The sequence below is a fragment of the Paraburkholderia polaris genome (assembly GCF_012927345.1).
GTDB classification, from domain to species: domain Bacteria; phylum Pseudomonadota; class Gammaproteobacteria; order Burkholderiales; family Burkholderiaceae; genus Paraburkholderia; species Paraburkholderia polaris.
The window spans coordinates 65,434-81,884 of record NZ_JABBGJ010000003.1 but is presented as its reverse complement, the minus strand read 5'-3'; the positions used below and the strand labels follow the sequence as shown (position 1 = coordinate 81,884).

The 16,451-nt window shown below is 60.9% G+C and carries 12 protein-coding genes; 8 read left to right on the top strand and 4 right to left on the bottom strand.

Annotation, left to right across the window (positions count from 1 at the left end; genetic code table 11):
- The first annotated feature begins 242 nt into the window (after window positions 1-242).
- The 5 genes from fixL (at window position 243) to folD (ending at window position 7,393) form a co-directional block, all read left to right on the top strand.
- Window positions 243-2,759, top strand: a complete 2,517-nt coding sequence (gene fixL, locus HHL24_RS02945) for an oxygen sensor histidine kinase FixL (protein WP_169483897.1) — start codon at window positions 243-245, stop codon at window positions 2,757-2,759.
- Entirely contained in the window at window positions 2,756-3,400 is a 645-nt protein-coding gene (fixJ, locus tag HHL24_RS02940; protein ID WP_011488992.1) for an oxygen response regulator transcription factor FixJ, read from the top strand. Before fixL ends, fixJ begins: the two co-directional genes overlap by 4 nt.
- A gap of 593 nt (window positions 3,401-3,993) precedes the next feature.
- Window positions 3,994-5,313, top strand: coding sequence for a DUF3300 domain-containing protein (locus HHL24_RS02935; protein WP_169483896.1), 1,320 nt, complete (start codon window positions 3,994-3,996; stop codon window positions 5,311-5,313).
- Between the two features lie 20 nt (window positions 5,314-5,333).
- A complete protein-coding gene (locus HHL24_RS02930; protein ID WP_169483895.1) occupies window positions 5,334-6,275 on the top strand; it encodes a DUF2950 domain-containing protein in 942 nt (313 codons plus the stop codon).
- Window positions 6,276-6,535: 260 nt separating this feature from the next.
- Window positions 6,536-7,393, top strand: a complete 858-nt coding sequence (folD, locus tag HHL24_RS02925) for a bifunctional methylenetetrahydrofolate dehydrogenase/methenyltetrahydrofolate cyclohydrolase FolD (RefSeq protein ID WP_169483894.1) — start codon at window positions 6,536-6,538, stop codon at window positions 7,391-7,393.
- A 74-nt stretch (window positions 7,394-7,467) separates the two neighbouring features.
- Here folD and HHL24_RS02920 read toward each other — a convergent pair whose 3' ends face one another.
- A complete protein-coding gene (locus tag HHL24_RS02920) occupies window positions 7,468-8,583 on the bottom strand; it encodes an acyltransferase family protein (protein WP_169483893.1) in 1,116 nt (371 codons plus the stop codon).
- A gap of 344 nt (window positions 8,584-8,927) precedes the next feature.
- Between HHL24_RS02920 and HHL24_RS02915 the strand changes: the two genes are divergently transcribed.
- Window positions 8,928-11,036 carry a M3 family metallopeptidase gene (locus HHL24_RS02915; protein ID WP_169483892.1) on the top strand — a complete coding sequence of 703 codons (2,109 nt, stop codon included), beginning with the start codon at window positions 8,928-8,930 and terminating at the stop codon, window positions 11,034-11,036.
- A 164-nt stretch (window positions 11,037-11,200) separates the two neighbouring features.
- Here the strand turns inward: HHL24_RS02915 and HHL24_RS02910 are convergent, their stop codons facing one another.
- The 3 genes from HHL24_RS02910 to HHL24_RS02900 all read right to left on the bottom strand — a co-directional run bounded on the left by HHL24_RS02910 (window position 11,201) and on the right by HHL24_RS02900 (window position 14,392).
- The gene (locus tag HHL24_RS02910) at window positions 11,201-11,905 is read right to left on the bottom strand and encodes a hypothetical protein (RefSeq protein ID WP_169483891.1); all 705 of its coding nucleotides are present in this window, start codon (window positions 11,903-11,905) and stop codon (window positions 11,201-11,203) included.
- Between the two features lie 100 nt (window positions 11,906-12,005).
- Entirely contained in the window at window positions 12,006-12,701 is a 696-nt protein-coding gene (locus tag HHL24_RS02905) for a hypothetical protein (RefSeq protein WP_169483890.1), read from the bottom strand.
- 389 nt (window positions 12,702-13,090) lie between these two features.
- Window positions 13,091-14,392, bottom strand: coding sequence for an amidohydrolase family protein (locus HHL24_RS02900; RefSeq protein WP_169483889.1), 1,302 nt, complete (start codon window positions 14,390-14,392; stop codon window positions 13,091-13,093).
- 239 nt (window positions 14,393-14,631) lie between these two features.
- Between HHL24_RS02900 and HHL24_RS02895 the strand changes: the two genes are divergently transcribed.
- Both HHL24_RS02895 and HHL24_RS02890 read left to right on the top strand, forming a co-directional pair.
- A complete protein-coding gene (locus tag HHL24_RS02895; protein ID WP_169483888.1) occupies window positions 14,632-15,330 on the top strand; it encodes an aspartate/glutamate racemase family protein in 699 nt (232 codons plus the stop codon).
- A 613-nt stretch (window positions 15,331-15,943) separates the two neighbouring features.
- Window positions 15,944-16,372, top strand: coding sequence for a polymorphic toxin type 22 domain-containing protein (locus HHL24_RS02890; RefSeq protein ID WP_169484087.1), 429 nt, complete (start codon window positions 15,944-15,946; stop codon window positions 16,370-16,372).
- Window positions 16,373-16,451 lie beyond the last annotated feature (79 nt).

Sequence of the window (16,451 nt, the reverse complement as noted above, 5' to 3'; positions counted from 1 at the left end):
AACAGACGACGCGGACGAAGCACGACCGCGGCAGCTTCGGCCGATTGTAAAAGGGGTCCCGACGTCTGCGCAACAAAATTTTCAAATTACGAGATCGATTCTCATAATGCGGAAAATTGTTGCGGCGCAACCTGATTTGACTGCCGATCGACGGATACGTCGGCTAGTTTGCGCCGATTAACGATACTTTCAGCGCTTTTTTGCGCCATTTGCTAGCGACTCGCTGCGCTACAATGCCACGCATGTTGACCGAACGGCTTTTCGCTCGATCGGCGCGCACCGCTGGTTCGCCGGCGGATTCGACGCCGTCCTCCCGCTGGCACCACGGACCGTGGTGGTCGAACTCCTATTTGCTCACGCCGCTGCTGTCGATCCTGGTTTTCCTGGTCGTCATGAGCCTGATTCTGTGGAGCCTGAACCGGCGCGAACAGCAGCAGCAGGAAGACACGCTCTACCGCAATGTCGCGTGGGCGCAGCAGCAGATCCGCCTGTCCATGACCGGCGCGCAGGAACAGATTCAGGCGCTCGCCCGCGATCTCGTCGCCGGCCACGCCGATCCGCATTCATTCCAGGTGTCCACCACGGACATCATGCAGGGGCATCCCGAGATCCTCTACATGAACTGGTACACGAGCCAGCAGCAGCCGCGCTGGCCCAATACCGCACTCCCCGTGTTTGGCCAGCGCCTTGCCAAGCCGAACGATGCGCAGATGGACGAAGCCGTCAAAGCCGCCTTCAACGAGGCGCGCAATACGCGCCGCCAGGTGTACTCACCGCTGATCTACGACGACCTCGGCAACGGCTACATCACGCTGCAGACGCCGGTCTATCGCGACCGCGACTTCCTCGGCACGATTGCTGCCGTGTTCTCGGTAGAAGGGATCCTGAAGCACGACATTCCGCCTGAGTTGTCGGCGAAATACAAAATCTCAATCATCGACGTGAACAACCGCGAGTTGACCACCACGTCGACTCGCCCGCGCCTGCCGCGCGACATGTTCTACGATCTGCCGCTCGACCCACCGGGCCAGGGTGTCTCGGTACGCGTCTACGCGTTCCCGCAGATGACCAACTTCACCAACAACACGCTGGTCTGGCTGGTGGCCGGCCTGTCGTGCTTCGTGCTGTGGAGTCTGTGGAGCTTGTGGAAACACACGCGGCAACGCTTCGAAGCGCAGCAGGCGTTGTACGCCGAAGCCTTCTTCCGCCGCGCGATGGAAAACTCGGTGTTGATCGGTATGCGCGTGCTCGACATGCACGGCCGCATCACCCACGTCAATCCGGCCTTTTGCCGCATGACCGGTTGGGACGAAAGCGACCTGGTCGGCAAGAACGCGCCGTTCGCTTACTGGCCGCGCGACGCCTACCCTGAGATGCAACGCCAGCTCGACATGACGCTGCGCGGCAAGGCGCCCTCGTCGGGCTTCGAATTGCGGGTACGCCGCAAGGACGGTTCGCTGTTCCATGCGCGGCTCTATGTGTCGCCGCTGATCGACAGCTCGGGCCGCCAGACCGGCTGGATGTCGTCGATGACCGACATCACCGAGCCGAAACGCGCGCGCGAAGAGCTCGCCGCCGCGCACGAACGCTTCACGACCGTGCTCGAAAGTCTCGACGCCGCCGTCTCCGTGCTGGCCGCCGACGAGGCCGAACTGCTGTTCGCCAACCGCTACTACCGTCACCTGTTCGGCATTCGCCCGGACGGCCATCTGGAATTGGCGGGCGGCGGGTTCGATAGCGCACAGGCGTCGTCCGATTCGATCGATATGGTGGATACCTACGCGGGCCTGCCCGCCGCCGCGTTGACCGAAAGCACTGCCGATGCGCAGGAAATCTACGTGCAAAGCATCCAGAAATGGTTCGAAGTGCGCCGCCAGTACATCCAATGGGTGGACGGCCACCTCGCGCAGATGCAGATCGCGACCGATATCACCACCCGCAAGCAGGCTCAGGAACTCTCACGTCAGCAGGACGAGAAGCTGCAGTTCACCAGCCGCCTGATGACGATGGGCGAAATGGCCTCGTCGCTCGCGCACGAACTGAACCAGCCGCTCGCCGCGATCAATAACTATTGCTCAGGAACCGTGGCGCTGGTTAAATCCGGTCGGACGACGCCTGACAATCTCTTGCCCGTGCTCGAGAAAACCGCCCAACAGGCGGTGCGGGCCGGCATGATCATCAAGCGCATTCGCGAGTTCGTGAAACGCAGCGAGCCGAAACGTCAGGCCTCGCGCGTGGCCGATATCGTCGCCGACGCCGTGGGTCTCGCCGAACTCGAAGCGCGCAAGCGCAAGATTCGCATCGTCACCGATCTGCGCTCGCGCCTGCCGGTGATCTACGTCGACCCGGTTCTGATCGAGCAGGTGCTGGTGAACCTGCTGAAGAACGGCGTCGAAGCCATGCACGATGCGCGCCCGAATGCGGTCGACCCCGTGATTCGCGTGGTCGTACGGCTGGAAGGCGGGTTTGTCTGCATCAGCGTCGTCGACCAGGGACCGGGCGTCGACGAAGCGACCGCCGAGCGTCTCTTTGAACCGTTTTACAGCACCAAGTCCGATGGTATGGGCATGGGGCTGAACATTTGCCGTTCGATTATCGAATCGCACCGCGGCCGTCTGTGGGTGGTCAACAACGTCGAATCTGACGGCCACATCACAGGCGCCACGTTCCATTGCAGTCTGCCTATTGGAGAGCCTGACGGCCCGAGCAACGGCGGGTCAGAGGCGCCGACACCACAAACCGTTACGGGAGAGCTATGAACAGCCCAGTCACCACACAGGAAACTGTCTTTGTCGTCGACGACGACGAGGCCGTGCGAGATTCGCTGCGCTGGCTGCTGGAGGCGAACGGCTACCGCGTGCAATGCTTCTCCAGCGCCGAGCAGTTCATCGACGCATGGCAGCCGCATACGCATCCGGGCCAGATCGCTTGTCTGATTCTCGATGTGCGGATGTCCGGCATGAGCGGGCTCGAGTTGCAGGAACGCCTGATCGCCGACAACGCGTCGCTGCCGATCATCTTCGTGACGGGCCACGGCGATGTGCCGATGGCCGTGTCGACGATGAAAAAAGGCGCCATGGACTTCATCGAAAAGCCGTTCGACGAAGCCGAGCTGCGCAAGCTGGTCGAGCGCATGCTCGACAAGGCGCGCAGCGAAAGCACCAGCGTGCAGCAACAGCGCGCCGCCGCCGAACGTCTGGGCAAACTGACCGCGCGTGAGCACCAGGTGCTCGAACGCATCATCGCCGGCCGCCTGAACAAGCAGATCGCCGACGACCTCGGCATCAGCATCAAGACGGTGGAAGCGCACCGCGCGAACATCATGGAAAAGCTCAACGTCAACACGGTCGCCGATCTTCTGCGACTGGCGCTGTCGAACAAGCCGCAACCGGCGCAATAAACATAACGACCGCGGCACACTCCGCGGGTCGCGACTGCGTTTCAACGGCCGGACTGTCGAAAAGTCCGGTCTGTTCCATCCTCCCCCTCCCCCTTCCCCTTCCCCTCTTCGCGACAACGACGCACGGCTTGGCTCGGCGCGTGCGCATCGACATCTGCATCTGCATCTGCATCGGCATCGGCATCGGCATCGGCATCGGCATCGGTATCGGTATCGGTATCGGTATCGACATCCGTTAGTCATTACGCATTACTCAGCATGCGCTTACGCCGCATGGCAATAACTTCTTTCCTCTGACAAGATTGACAAGCTTCGCTGCGCCCCTTAATTTACGCAGACCTCCTCAGCAGGGATCGTTGATGCCCGATGACCGCAGGACAAGTGTGCTGCGGTTGTCGCGTGCGGTGCCGCCATGCGATGCAAAGCAGTTAAGGCGGTTCGGCCGGGTTGCTGAGGTCTCTGTCTTATCGAACGGCTCAAACGAAATTGAGCCTGCCTTTACTCGCTTCCTTCTCCATTCCATCGCGCCGAAGCAACGCAGCATGCGCTGCGCATTGACCTCGCGCGTCTAACGCAGCCGGGAGGATTTCATCGTGAAACGATCCGGAACACACCGTTCGCGTGTGTTGCTTGTTTGCGCCGCACTTGCGGGCGCACCACTCTTCGTCGGTCTGGCCACGCCGGGCGCGGTGTATGCGCAAAGCGCCGCGAAGATATCGAACCAGCAACTCGATTCGCTGACCGCGCCCATCGCGCTCTATCCCGACGCCCTGCTCGCGCAGGTGCTGATGGCCGCTACGTTCCCGCAAGACGTGCAGGCCGCGGCCGCATGGTCGAAAGCGCACTCGAAGCTGCAAGGCGACGACGCCGTCAAGGCGGTCGCGTCCGAGCCGTGGGACCCGAGCGTGCAGTCACTGGTCGCCTTCCCGCAAGTCCTCGCGACAATGGCGTCGAAACCCGACTGGGTCGAGCAACTCGGCAACGCCTTTCTGGCCCAGCCGAACGACGTGATGGACTCCGTGCAACACTTGCGCAAACAGGCGCAAGCCGCCGGCAATCTGAACACGAGTTCACAACAGAAGGTCGTGGTCGAGCAAAGCACGATTCAGATCGTACCGGCCAATCCGCAAGTGGTGTACGTGCCGACGTATAACCCGACCGTCGTCTACGGTACATGGCCCTATCCCGCGTATCCGCCCGTGTATGTCCCGCCGCCACCCGGATATGCAATCGCGAGCGGCCTCGCCGCCGGACTTGCGTTCGGCGCCGGCGTTGCCGTTGCCAATTCGCTGTGGGGTGGCTTCAACTGGAACACGCATGACGTCAACATCAACGTGAACCGGTACAACAACATCAATGTGAACAACCGGCTCAACGTGAACAGCAGCACGACGAACTGGAACCGCAATACCAACGTCAATCGCAACGTCAACAACGCGAATCTCAACCGTAACGTCAACAACAACCTCGGGAGCGCGCAGCGCGATGCCTACCGCGGCCGTGACGACGCTGCCCGTGCCCAGGCGCAGCAGACCTTGCAGAACCGTACCGGCCAGAACCTGAGTGGCAGCGCGAGCCAGCGCGTGCAGGGGATTCACCAGGGCGGTACCGCGAACACCGATCTGCAGAACCGCGCGCAGAACGTCAATCGCGATAACGCGTTGCGCGGCGCCGGCGACGGCAACACCGCGCGGCAGGACACGCAGCGTGGCGAGGCGAGCCGCAACGCAGCCGCGAACCGCTCCGGCAGCGGCGGCTTCGGCGCCAACGGCGGGGGCCAGCAACGCACCGGAGGCGGTCTCGGTGCTAACGGCGGGGGCGTCCAGCGCGGCGGCGGTGGCAACTTCGGCGGTGGTGGCGGCAGACTGGGCGGTGGCGGCGGCGGTGAGCGCCACCTCGGCCGCAACCGTTGAACGATCAAGAGGAGTCTCTAATGATTCGCTTATTCCCACGCGGCGCCTTGCGCGCCCACGTTCTGACACTCGCCGCCGCCCTCGGCACGACCGGTACCCTGCTGGTGGCGCCGGTACTGCTGCTCGGCACAACCGCCGCACACGCGCAAGCGGTCTATCCCACTGCCGACGCCGCCGCCAATGCATTCGTCGACGCCTTGGCCCGCAACGACGAAGATGCGCTCAAACACGTGCTCGGCAACGATTTTCATCGCTTCATTCCTTCCGAAGGAATCGGCGAGGACGACATCGACCAGTTCCTCGGCGCATGGTCGAAAGGGCATCAGATTGTCGAGGACCCTGTGAAGAGCAAGGGACGCGCGACCGCGCATCTGGCGGTCGGCGACAGTGGCTGGACGTTGCCGATTCCGCTCGTGCAGGCCGCGCACGGCTGGCGCTTCGATCCGCCCGCCGCGCAGGACGAGATGCTGACACGCCGCATCGGCCGCAACGAACGCGCAGCGATCCTGACCTCGCTCGCCTACCTCGACGCGCAAAACGACTATCACAACCTGACCCAGCACTACGCACAGCGCTTCGTCAGCACGCAGGGCCAGCATGACGGCCTGTATTGGGCGGCGGCGCCCGGCGAAACGGAAAGCCCGCTCGGCCCGCTCGCCGCCACCATGCCCAACGGCACCCTGCCGAAAGAGGCCTATCACGGCTATCACTACCGGATCCTGACGGCGCAAGGTCCTCACGCGAAGGGTGGCGCGCAGAACTACGTGGAGAACGGCGTGCTGAGCAAAGGGTTCGGTCTGATCGCCTCGCCGGCCGAGTATGGCAAGACTGGCGTGATGAGCTTTATCGTCAATCAGGACGGTCAGGTCTATCAGAAGAACCTGGGCCCGCAGACCACGCGTGCCGCGGCCGCCGTTAAATCGTTCGACCCGGACGATAGCTGGCAGCCGGTGCAACAGTAGAGAGATAAGTCCCTCGACGGCCGCGGCGGCGCGCAAGCCGTCCGCGGCTGATCCACGTTGGAATCGGCGCGGTATCCATGCGCACGTGGCGCGCCATGCCGGGCCGGTATAATGTCGGACTTTGCAGCGCTGCTTATCTCTGATTCGCGCCGCGCGCTTTTCATGTGCCGACCCGTTTCCGGTGAAAAGCGCCATCGCACGTGCCGCACATGCGCGCCTGCGCCCTGCTCCGCTTTCCAAACTGCCCATCTCGACCGACCATGACTGCCAAACTGATCGACGGCCTAGCCCTTTCCAAGACCCTGCGCGCCGAAGTCGCCACGCGTGCCGCTGCCCTCACCGCTCGCGGCCATCAGCCGGGCCTCGCCGTGGTGCTGGTCGGCGACAATCCGGCCAGCGAAGTCTATGTGCGCAACAAGGTCAAGGCGTGCCATGACAACGGCCTCGGTTCGTCGTTCGACCGCTATCCGGCCGATCTGCCGGAAGCTGACCTTCTGGCGCGCATCGACGAACTGAATCGCGACCCGCGTATCCACGGCATTCTGGTGCAACTGCCGCTGCCGCCGCATATCGACAGCCACAAGGTGATCGAGGCGATCGCCCCGGAAAAAGACGTCGACGGTTTTCACGTCGCCAATGCCGGCGCATTGATGACCGGCCGGCCGCTGTTCCGCCCGTGCACGCCGTACGGCGTGATGAAGATGCTGGCGGCCTACGAGATTCCGCTGCAAGGTGCGAACGCGGTGGTGATCGGCCGCTCGAACATCGTCGGCAAGCCGATGGCACTACTGCTGCTCGAAGCCGGCGCAACCGTCACGATCTGCCATAGCAAGACGCGCGATCTGGCCGCCCATACACATAACGCCGACGTGGTGGTTGCCGCCACCGGCCTGCGTAACATTCTCACGGCGGACATGGTGAAGCCGGGCGCAGCCGTGATCGACGTCGGCATGAATCGCGACGAAGCCGGCAAGCTGTGCGGCGATGTCGATTTCGCGGGTGTCAAGGAAGTGGCCGGCTACATCACGCCGGTGCCGGGCGGCGTCGGTCCGATGACCATCACCATGCTGCTCGTCAACACGATCGAAGCCGCCGAGCGCGAAGCGGCGAACGCCTGATAAAAGGCTTCTGGAAATGAAACCGGCGCCCTGGCGCGCCGGTTTTGCTTTGCAGTCTCCTCCAACTCCAGGACTCAATGGGCCGCCGAATCGCCCGTCGCGATGCCCGCGGCGAGCGCCGTCTGTGGCCGCGCCAGACGCCGGCGGCATAGCGTCAGCACCGGCCGCTCCACGAAGTGCCACGACAGCGCCGCGCACAGCAGGATGAACGGCGCGGCGATCAGCACCGCCGTCGCATGGCTCAACTGCGGCGCGATATTCGCGACGCATTGCTGAACCATGAACCCGTACAGATAAATCCCATACGAGTAATCGTGGCGCGGCACGAAGCGCCGCAACAGCGGCGTCGTGCCCACCCACAGCACGCCGTAAACAAAAGCCAGATAGAACAACGGCTGAGCGCCAGCCGTGTCGCGGAACACCAGAAACACCATCACTAGCGCGAGAGCCGTCAGGCCGCCGATGTCGATCCGTTCGCGCCAGCCGTACAGCAGCATCCCCAGCATGAAAAACGGCACCGGCCAGAACGAAAAGCCGGTGGGCGTTTCGCTGAAGTCGCGCAGGCCGATCTGCAGTTGCGGCAAATGCACGCGAAAGACGAACACGGCGCAACCGAGCACTGCCGCCAGTAAGACGCCGCGCGCGCTGGACAGCAGTCCAAGCATGCCGGTCACGAGCACGACCAGATAGCAGCGCACTTCGACCGGCAGCGTCCACAGCGGCGCGCAGACATCGACGGGAAAGCGGTTGTGCTCGAACACGCCGGGCAGCACCCAGCGGGTTTTCAGCACGATGGTGGAGAAGTTGTCGAGGTTGGCCCACGTCATGCCGGAGGCGAAATAATCGCGCAGGGGCAACGTGGTAAACAGCGGCCCGAGGATGAACACCGTCACCAGCGAAGCGCCCGCCACCGCCGGCCACAGGCGTGCAATGCGCAACGCAGCAAAACGCGGCACCGAGCGTTGCCGGTCAAAACTGGCGGTCACCAACATGCCGCTCAACAGAAAAAACGCGTAGACGCCGAGCGCGCCGAAACCGTCGAAGCCGAGCGCGTTCCGGACCCAATCCATTGTGCCGTCCGGCGCTTGCAGCAGATATGAGTGGCCATACACGACGGCAACGGCGGCGAGCAGGCGCACAAGGTCGAAGTTGTTGCCGTTGCGCGATAGAGCGTGCGAAAGCGGGGTCATCCATACCTCTTGCAGAAAGCGTCGCTGACGGGTAGCGACGCCCCAGAATGCGGCATGGCAGCAATTCCCACCGTTCGTTTTCGCACAGAGTGCCGCGGCGCAGCGGGTGCGGCGAGTCGGGAGCAACCCAGTGGCGCATTCCCGCCGACCGAACTCTGCCTGAGCCGCGTGCTCCATTCGCTCCCCCGCGCACAGTCGCGCGACATCTGATAATTTGTCTGCCGACGGATTGGAATCGGCGCGCCCTGCCCCAATAATGTCCATATGGAGTGTTATCGGGCCGTTATCGCGCGCGCCCGTCGATGCACCGATTACCCGTTCACCCGCGTCAGACAGGAAGCCTTATGTCCAATACCCCCTCGAAGCACGACAATCCGCTCCTCGATTTCTCCGACCTGCCGCGCTTTGGCGAAATCCGCCCCGAACACGTCACGCCCGCCCTCGATGTCCTGCTCGCCGATGCGGCCGCCGCTGTCGAGCGCGCCGCCCAGCCCATTACACCCGCTTCGTGGGCCGACGTGGTCGAGCCGGTCGAGCGCGCCACCGAACCGCTGTCGCGCGCCTGGAGCGTGGTCGGCCATCTGAACGCCGTGGCCGACACGCCGGAATTGCGCGCCGTGTATGGCGAAAATCTGCCGCGTGTCACCGAATTCTGGGCGAGCGTTGGACAGAACCTCGCGCTGTACGAGAAGTACAAGGCCCTGAACGCCAGCGACGATTTCGCTTCGCTCACGGGCGAGCGCAAGAAGATCCTCGGTAATGCGCTGCGCGATTTCCGCCTGTCGGGCGCGGAATTGCCGGAAGACCAGAAGCCGCATTTCGCCGAATTGCAGGAACGCCAGGCGGGCTTGTCGAAAGCGTTTTCGGATCACGTGCTCGATGCGACCAACGCGTATTCCTATATCGTCGAAGCCGGCGATGAGGCGCAACTGGCCGGCCTGCCCGAAGACGTGATCGAAGCAGCGAAGGAAGCGGCCGAACGCGAAGGCAAGACGGGCTACAAATTCACGCTGCACTTCCCGTCGTATTTCCCGGTGATGCAGTACTCGGAAAATCGCGCGATGCGCGAAGCGATGTACCGCGCGTATGTGACGCGCGCGTCAGAACTCGGTCCGCAATACGGCAACGGCAAGCCGGAATGGGACAACACGGCGGTACTCGCCGAACAACTGAAACTGCGCGCGGAAGAAGCGCGCATGCTCGGCTACAACAACTTCGCCGAAGTCTCGCTCGCGCCGAAGATGGCCGAGTCGCCGGCGCAAGTGATGGCCTTCCTCGAAGACCTCGCCACGCACGCGCGTCCGCACGCGGAACAGGACTGGAAAGAACTGCGCGAATTCGCAGCGAACGAACTCGGCATGACCGACCTGCAGCCGTGGGACATGACGTTCGCCGCTGAACGTCTGCGCCAGAAGCGCTATTCGTTCTCCGAGAACGAAGTCAAACAGTACTTCCCGGAAGACGTCGTATTCAAGGGCCTCTTCAAGGTCACCGAAACGCTGTTCGGCGTGCGCATCCGCCGCGACGAAGCGGCCGTCTGGCATCCAGACGTGCGCTTTTTCCGCGTCGAGAATCAGGACGGCGGCCTCGTCGCCCAGTTCTATCTCGATCTGTATGCACGCGAAGGCAAACGCGGCGGCGCATGGATGGACGATGCGCGTGGCCGTCACAAGCACACGCATGGCAGCGTGCAAACGCCGGTGGCGTATCTGACCTGCAACTTCTCGGCACCGGTCGGCGGCAAACCCGCCTGCTTCACGCATGATGAAGTGATCACGCTGTTCCACGAGTTCGGTCACGGACTGCATCACATGCTCACGCGTGTCGATGAACTGGGCGTGTCGGGCATCAACGGCGTCGAGTGGGACGCGGTTGAATTGCCGTCGCAATTCATGGAGAACTTCTGCTGGGAGTGGGACGTGTTGAGCGACATGACTTCGCACGTCGACACCGCCAAGCCGCTGCCGCGCGATCTGTTCGACAAGATGCTCGCCGCGAAGAATTTCCAGAGCGGTCTCGGCACGTTGCGCCAGATCGTGTTCTCGATGTTCGACATGCAACTGCACACCGGTTTCGATGCATCCGGTACGAAGAACGCGACCGAACTCGCGAGCGAGATCAACGAGCGTTTCCACGTGGTTCCGCAAGCTTCGTTCTCGCGTTGGCCGAACACGTTCAGCCATATTTTCGCGGGCGGTTATGCGGCGGGCTACTACAGCTACAAATGGGCTGAAGTGCTGTCCGCCGATGCGTATGCCGCGTTCGAAGAAGCCGCACAAGCCGCGAGCGGCAGCGTGCTCGATCAGGCGACCGGCATGCGTTATCGCAAGGAGATCCTGGAAGTGGGCGGCAGCCGTCCCGCGATGGAATCGTTCAAGGCGTTCCGCGGCCGCGAGCCGAATATCGATGCCTTATTGCGGCACAACGGTATGACACCTGCCGCGGCGCATTGAGCTTAAGTTGAAGCAGTCGGCGGCGGTGTGGATAGCGCCGACGCCGATAGAAAAGCCGGTGACTTGCGTGAGCAAGCACCGGCTTTTTGTCATTCGCGGGCGTAGCGCGTGTTTCGCGCGTCGCGCCGCGGCTAACCGCGACCCGGCAGCGAATTCAGGCGGAGCTATAAGCCCCCTTCGTTGTTCCACATCGTATAAACGGGAGAAATTTGCATCAGGACGATCCCATAGGCCCTCGCGTTGCTGTCAGGTACGAAATAGAGATAGGAAAAACCCCATTTCGACTGCGGATTTTCACCTGGCTCGCTGCGGCCATCGGCGAGATCGTAGAACATGGTGTTGGTCACCATGCTGTAAGGGACGGGCTGATCCAGAATGAGCGTACCCGGAATCAACGCCGTTTTCCCATTGAACCTCACTTCTTGAACCGCCTTCCCGACCGCACCGCATTTATCCCAGGACTCCCAATCGATCTGCTTGAATGCGCCATTCGCCAGCGGAGTGGATATAGTGCCGGGTTTGATCTGTTTTGCCGTCCGCACTTGCCCTTCGCTTGGTAAAAACGTCCCAAAGGTCGGCACTTCATCGGTTGAGGGCCAATTAACAAGGCTGCGTCCCATAACCAACTGGGTTGTCGCCCCCTTGTCTACCTGCACGGATGACCACCCATAATAAGAAGCCCCCACGTCGCAAACCGGTCTGGCGCTCGTACGGTTGATGTCGCCTTTTAAATTGAAGCGCCCGGTGATACGGGTGCCAGGCGTAAGGTTGCTATAAACAGGACTTGTGCTCGACTGCGCCTGTGCGCCTTCCGGAATCGGAGAAGCCGCCACCATGGCAGCCAGCATTGCACTATACAATTTAGACATGAGACACCTTGACTAGAGTTTAATTCAGAGTCAGTGCTTTGGATAAATCAGGTGACGGCAAGCGTCATTGAATGTACTTTTCGATTGATTCAGGCCTTCGCTAATCCAGGTCGCGATCTATCCATGATGCAGTTCGTGGTGCGATTTTCATCAATATCGCACTGGAGGGCACGCCTCCTAAGTCCGGGAAAAATATCATTCGAGAATATCCCCAAGTGGAACTGGGTTTCTCGTGCGCATCGCCACTTGGAACGGCGTTGACGACATTGACATAGGGATTTGAATTAACCATCCAATAGGGCACGGGCGATTCGAGAATCATCGTCCCGGATACCTGAACGGTTTTTCCACCCACGACCCTTTCGCGAATGCCCTTTGCCACCGCCCCACATTCTCCCCATGAACTCCATGCCAGATTGATGAAATTCTCGTGCAACGGCGGAATGAACATTTTATCCGGTTCGACCAGTTTGACTGCGGCAACCTCGCCGGCGACGACTCTCACATCCGCATAGGTGACAGTCTCCGAAGGCGGAACTCCCCCGATAAAATTCACTCCACGAGAAATTATATTTGGGCCGGTGGGATTAAGACGGACATCAACCCAACCCGAACGGCAATTCGCTGCTTGCGAGTTAACCGGCCAATCGCCTGCACGCAAGGATAACCGGCCGACAGCGTTGTTCGATTTCGGGTAAACCAAAGTTGGCGAAATGGGGATTTCAGTCTGCGCGAAACAGGGAATCTGCAAAACGGCTGTCAGAACCGCAGCGCAATGGCGTATTTTGAGAGGCATGGCTATTCCTTTTCATTTCATTCACCCAGATTTCCAGCAGAGCAAACTTAATCTCGCCGGATAGATTAGTAGTATCACCAACCGGTTTGAAATGAAAAAATAACAAAGCGCGCTTTGATATTCGACAATTAAATCGAGAGGCTCTTTTAAGACAACGGAGAGCTAAATTGCCATAACTTTCCCGCATCCGCGGCACGACCGATCTGGTTCTGGCGTAATGCGCCTCGTCACACACGACTCATTCGAGGCAGTTCCCAAGACGCCGCCCGCAATTGCCAGCAATCGCCTCGTTGCGGCATGACGGCATGATGCCTACCGCGACGCATTGATCGTGCATTGAAGCATTCGGCGACGTTGTAGATAACGCCGCCGCGTGTGCCGCGCGGCGGCTAACCGCGATGCAGTTTGAAATTCACCTGCGCGGGACGCCCTCCGAGCGACAATGCCGCGCGCGCAGCAGGCGCACGGCTCACCACTTTGCCCCGGCTCACCACCGCGAGCCGCGCGGCGCGCAGACGGATCGCTTCGACCGGATCGCGTGCGTCGAGCAGCACGAGATTGGCAGCACAACCCGGCGCGATGCCATAACCTTCCAGACCGAGAATACGCGCGGCATTCACCGTGACCGCGTCGAAGCACGCATGCATGCCGTCGACGCCCGTCATCTGCGCAACATGCAAGCCCATGTGCGCGACTTCGAGCATGTCGCCCGAGCCGAGGCTGTACCACGGGTCCATCACGCAATCGTGACCGAACGCGACGTTGATGCCCGCCGCCATCATCTCCGGGACGCGTGTCATGCCACGCCGTTTCGGATACGTGTCGCTGCGGCCCTGCAGCGTGATGTTGATCAACGGATTGGCGATCGCCGCGACGCCCGACTCGCGCATCAGCGGCAGGAGCTTGCTGACGTAGTAGTTGTCCATCGAATGCATCGAGGTCAGGTGCGAGCCGGTGACGCGTCCATGCAAGCCGAGCCGGTGCGTTTCGGCTGCGAGCGTTTCGATATGGCGAGACATCGGATCGTCCGATTCGTCGCAATGCATGTCGACGCGCAAGCCCTGCTCCGCCGCGAAATCGCACAACATGCGCACAGATTGCGCGCCGTCAGCCATCGTGCGTTCGAAATGCGGAATCCCGCCGACCACGTCGACGCCCATCGCAATCGCACGCTTGAGATTCTCGAATGCGCCGGCGCTGCGCAAGACGCCGTCCTGGGGAAACGCAACCAGTTGCAAGTCGAGATACGGTGCGACACGGCGCTTCACTTCGACCAGCGCCTCGACCGCGAGCAAGCGCGGATCACATACATCCACGTGACTGCGAATCGCCAGTAGACCGCGCGCGACAGCCCAATCGCAGTACTGCAGCGCGCGCTCGATCAAGACCTCCTGCGTGAGCTCCGGCTTCAGTTCGCCCCACAGCGCGATGCCTTCCAGCAAGGTGCCCGACGCGTTCACGCGCGGCAGACCGTACGACAGCGTCGCGTCCATGTGGAAATGCGGATCGACGAATGGCGGCGTGACGAGCGAACCGGCGGCGTCGATTTCTTCGCGCGCGCTGGTGGCCAGATTCGGCTCGACAGCCACGATGCGGCCCGCTTCGATGCCGATGTCGACCGGCTGCTTCTGCTGCATTTGCTGCGGCGCGGCGCTCGGCGGCAGCATCGCGCGGCGGATGATCAGATCCATGAATCGCTCCCTGTTGACCGCTCTTTGACTGATGTCGATTCTAGCGGCGCCAGAAAGTGCGTGCGGGCGTTTTAACAAGACGCCGTACCGGCGAGCAGACGGGAATCCGTACCGGCTGCGAGCACTGACGCCCGCCTATACTCGACTTTCGAAAGTTCGATGCCTGAGCGTTCTGCGTTGGCTTCTGCATTCTCCTGCGGCGCATAGCATGCAGCATCGTCCACCACCGGAGAAAAACCATGAAAACCATCGGCGTAATTGGCGGAATGAGTTGGGAATCATCCACCGAGTACTACAAACTCCTGAACCGCCACGCCAAGGCGCGTCTCGGCGGCCATCACAACGCCCGCAGCCTGATGCTGACGCTCGACTTCGCTCAGATCGAGGCCAACCAGCGCGCCGGCGACTGGACCGCGCTTGGCAAACAGTTGGCCGACGCCGCCCGTCAACTCGAACGAGGCGGCGCTGACATAGTGATACTGGCGACCAACACGATGCATCGCGTGTATGAATCAATCGAACAGGCGATCGACGTGCCGTTCCTGCACATCGCCGATCCGACCGGCAACGCGTTGCGCGCCGCGGGAATCACGCGGGTGGGCTTGCTAGGTACACGCTATACGATGGAGCAGACGTTTTACACGGGGCGCTTACGTGAGCGCTACGGCCTCGAGACACTGACTCCCGATGAAGCCGAACGCGCGGATGTGCACCGCATCATCTACGACGAGCTGTGCCACGGCAAAGTGAATGACGCCTCGCGTGCGGTGTATCAGCGTGTGATCGAAGGACTCGCTGCGCGTGGAGCGCAGGCGGTGATTCTCGGCTGCACGGAAATCACCTTGCTGATCAAGCCGGAAGATTCAGTGCTACCCGTGTTCGACACGACCGCGTTGCATGCACAAGCGGCGGTGGAATGGGCGATCGAATCGGACTGAATGCAAGCGCGCCAGGCACATGCATGAGAGATGAGAAGACACGCCAGGAGTCAAAAAGCCCGCGTAGCCTACGCTAGCGGCGCTTCAACAAGGCATGCGCAAGCGCATTGCCAATGGTATTTCCAACAAACGTAAAGCCTTTAACCCGTTTATATCTCCACCGGCGCTTGGGTTCCTTGCCCCATCCCGTGCGCGGGTCTCTTTTTGCCTATTTGAGCTACTTTATATCCCAATAACACTCGATAGGACGAGTCTTATTTGATGATAAACGTTGCTTCTGTCGATATTTTCACAATTTTTGACTGATTTTTTGCAAGTGTTCGATATTTTACGGAGCGTTACCAATCCGTAAAATGAAGCAAAAGAATGAATCGGAAAACATACAGGCTGGCGTATAGCCGACTGAGAGGAATGCTGGTTTGCGGGGGCGAACGAGGATCTGTACAACCGTAGTACTTCGTGCAACGGCGCTCACTGCGATGACAGCAATGCGATCGGCAAACGGAGCGATGCAGCCGATGCGTTCAGAATCAATCTGGTGAGCAGGTATTGTGGTGCGGGCAATTCATGTACCGATGCCCAGCTTAAGCAGGTCATACAAGCTCAAGCCGATATGGCGAAAGCGGTGAGCGAGACGCCGTTTGTAGCAACTCTATCGCCAAATTATGCGACCGTCAGTGCGGGTGCTCTATCTGCGAATGGAACTGGATCGATGAATCTCTACGATGGCACAAAATATTTATCGGGTGGTGTCACGCAAACCAATCCATCTGCCATATCGTGGGCGCCAGGTTTCAGTGCAACAGTTGGCTGGATTTGGGGGGCACGTGATGCACAAGCTACCAATCAGTTCTTAAACGGGGATGGCAATCAATTCTTTGCGTCTATCCCAACACCCTTTAGAGTTAATGTAGTTGGTGCGATAACTCATGCATATGGTGGTGGAACAGCACTTGAATTTGGTATCGGTACACCCGGAGGAAAGACGTTTGGGGTTATGCCTTGGGGACATTCCGTTCCTGTGGGAAGCGCAAGCAAGTAGGAGGGAGTGATGGCAGCTGGCGGAGGTCCGAGTCCTGATCAATGGAAGCGCATGAGTCCATCGGAACGGCGCACCTACT

Coding starts and splice junctions, on each gene's coding strand:
- fixL (WP_169483897.1), top strand. CDS start 243: ATGTTGACCGAACGGCTTTTCGCTCGATCGGCGCGCACCGCTGGTTCG.
- fixJ (WP_011488992.1), top strand. CDS start 2,756: ATGAACAGCCCAGTCACCACACAGGAAACTGTCTTTGTCGTCGACGAC.
- HHL24_RS02930 (WP_169483895.1), top strand. CDS start 5,334: ATGATTCGCTTATTCCCACGCGGCGCCTTGCGCGCCCACGTTCTGACA.
- folD (WP_169483894.1), top strand. CDS start 6,536: ATGACTGCCAAACTGATCGACGGCCTAGCCCTTTCCAAGACCCTGCGC.
- HHL24_RS02920 (WP_169483893.1), bottom strand. CDS start 8,583: ATGACCCCGCTTTCGCACGCTCTATCGCGCAACGGCAACAACTTCGAC.
- HHL24_RS02915 (WP_169483892.1), top strand. CDS start 8,928: ATGTCCAATACCCCCTCGAAGCACGACAATCCGCTCCTCGATTTCTCC.
- HHL24_RS02910 (WP_169483891.1), bottom strand. CDS start 11,905: ATGTCTAAATTGTATAGTGCAATGCTGGCTGCCATGGTGGCGGCTTCT.
- HHL24_RS02905 (WP_169483890.1), bottom strand. CDS start 12,701: ATGCCTCTCAAAATACGCCATTGCGCTGCGGTTCTGACAGCCGTTTTG.
- HHL24_RS02900 (WP_169483889.1), bottom strand. CDS start 14,392: ATGGATCTGATCATCCGCCGCGCGATGCTGCCGCCGAGCGCCGCGCCG.
- HHL24_RS02895 (WP_169483888.1), top strand. CDS start 14,632: ATGAAAACCATCGGCGTAATTGGCGGAATGAGTTGGGAATCATCCACC.
- HHL24_RS02890 (WP_169484087.1), top strand. CDS start 15,944: ATGGCGAAAGCGGTGAGCGAGACGCCGTTTGTAGCAACTCTATCGCCA.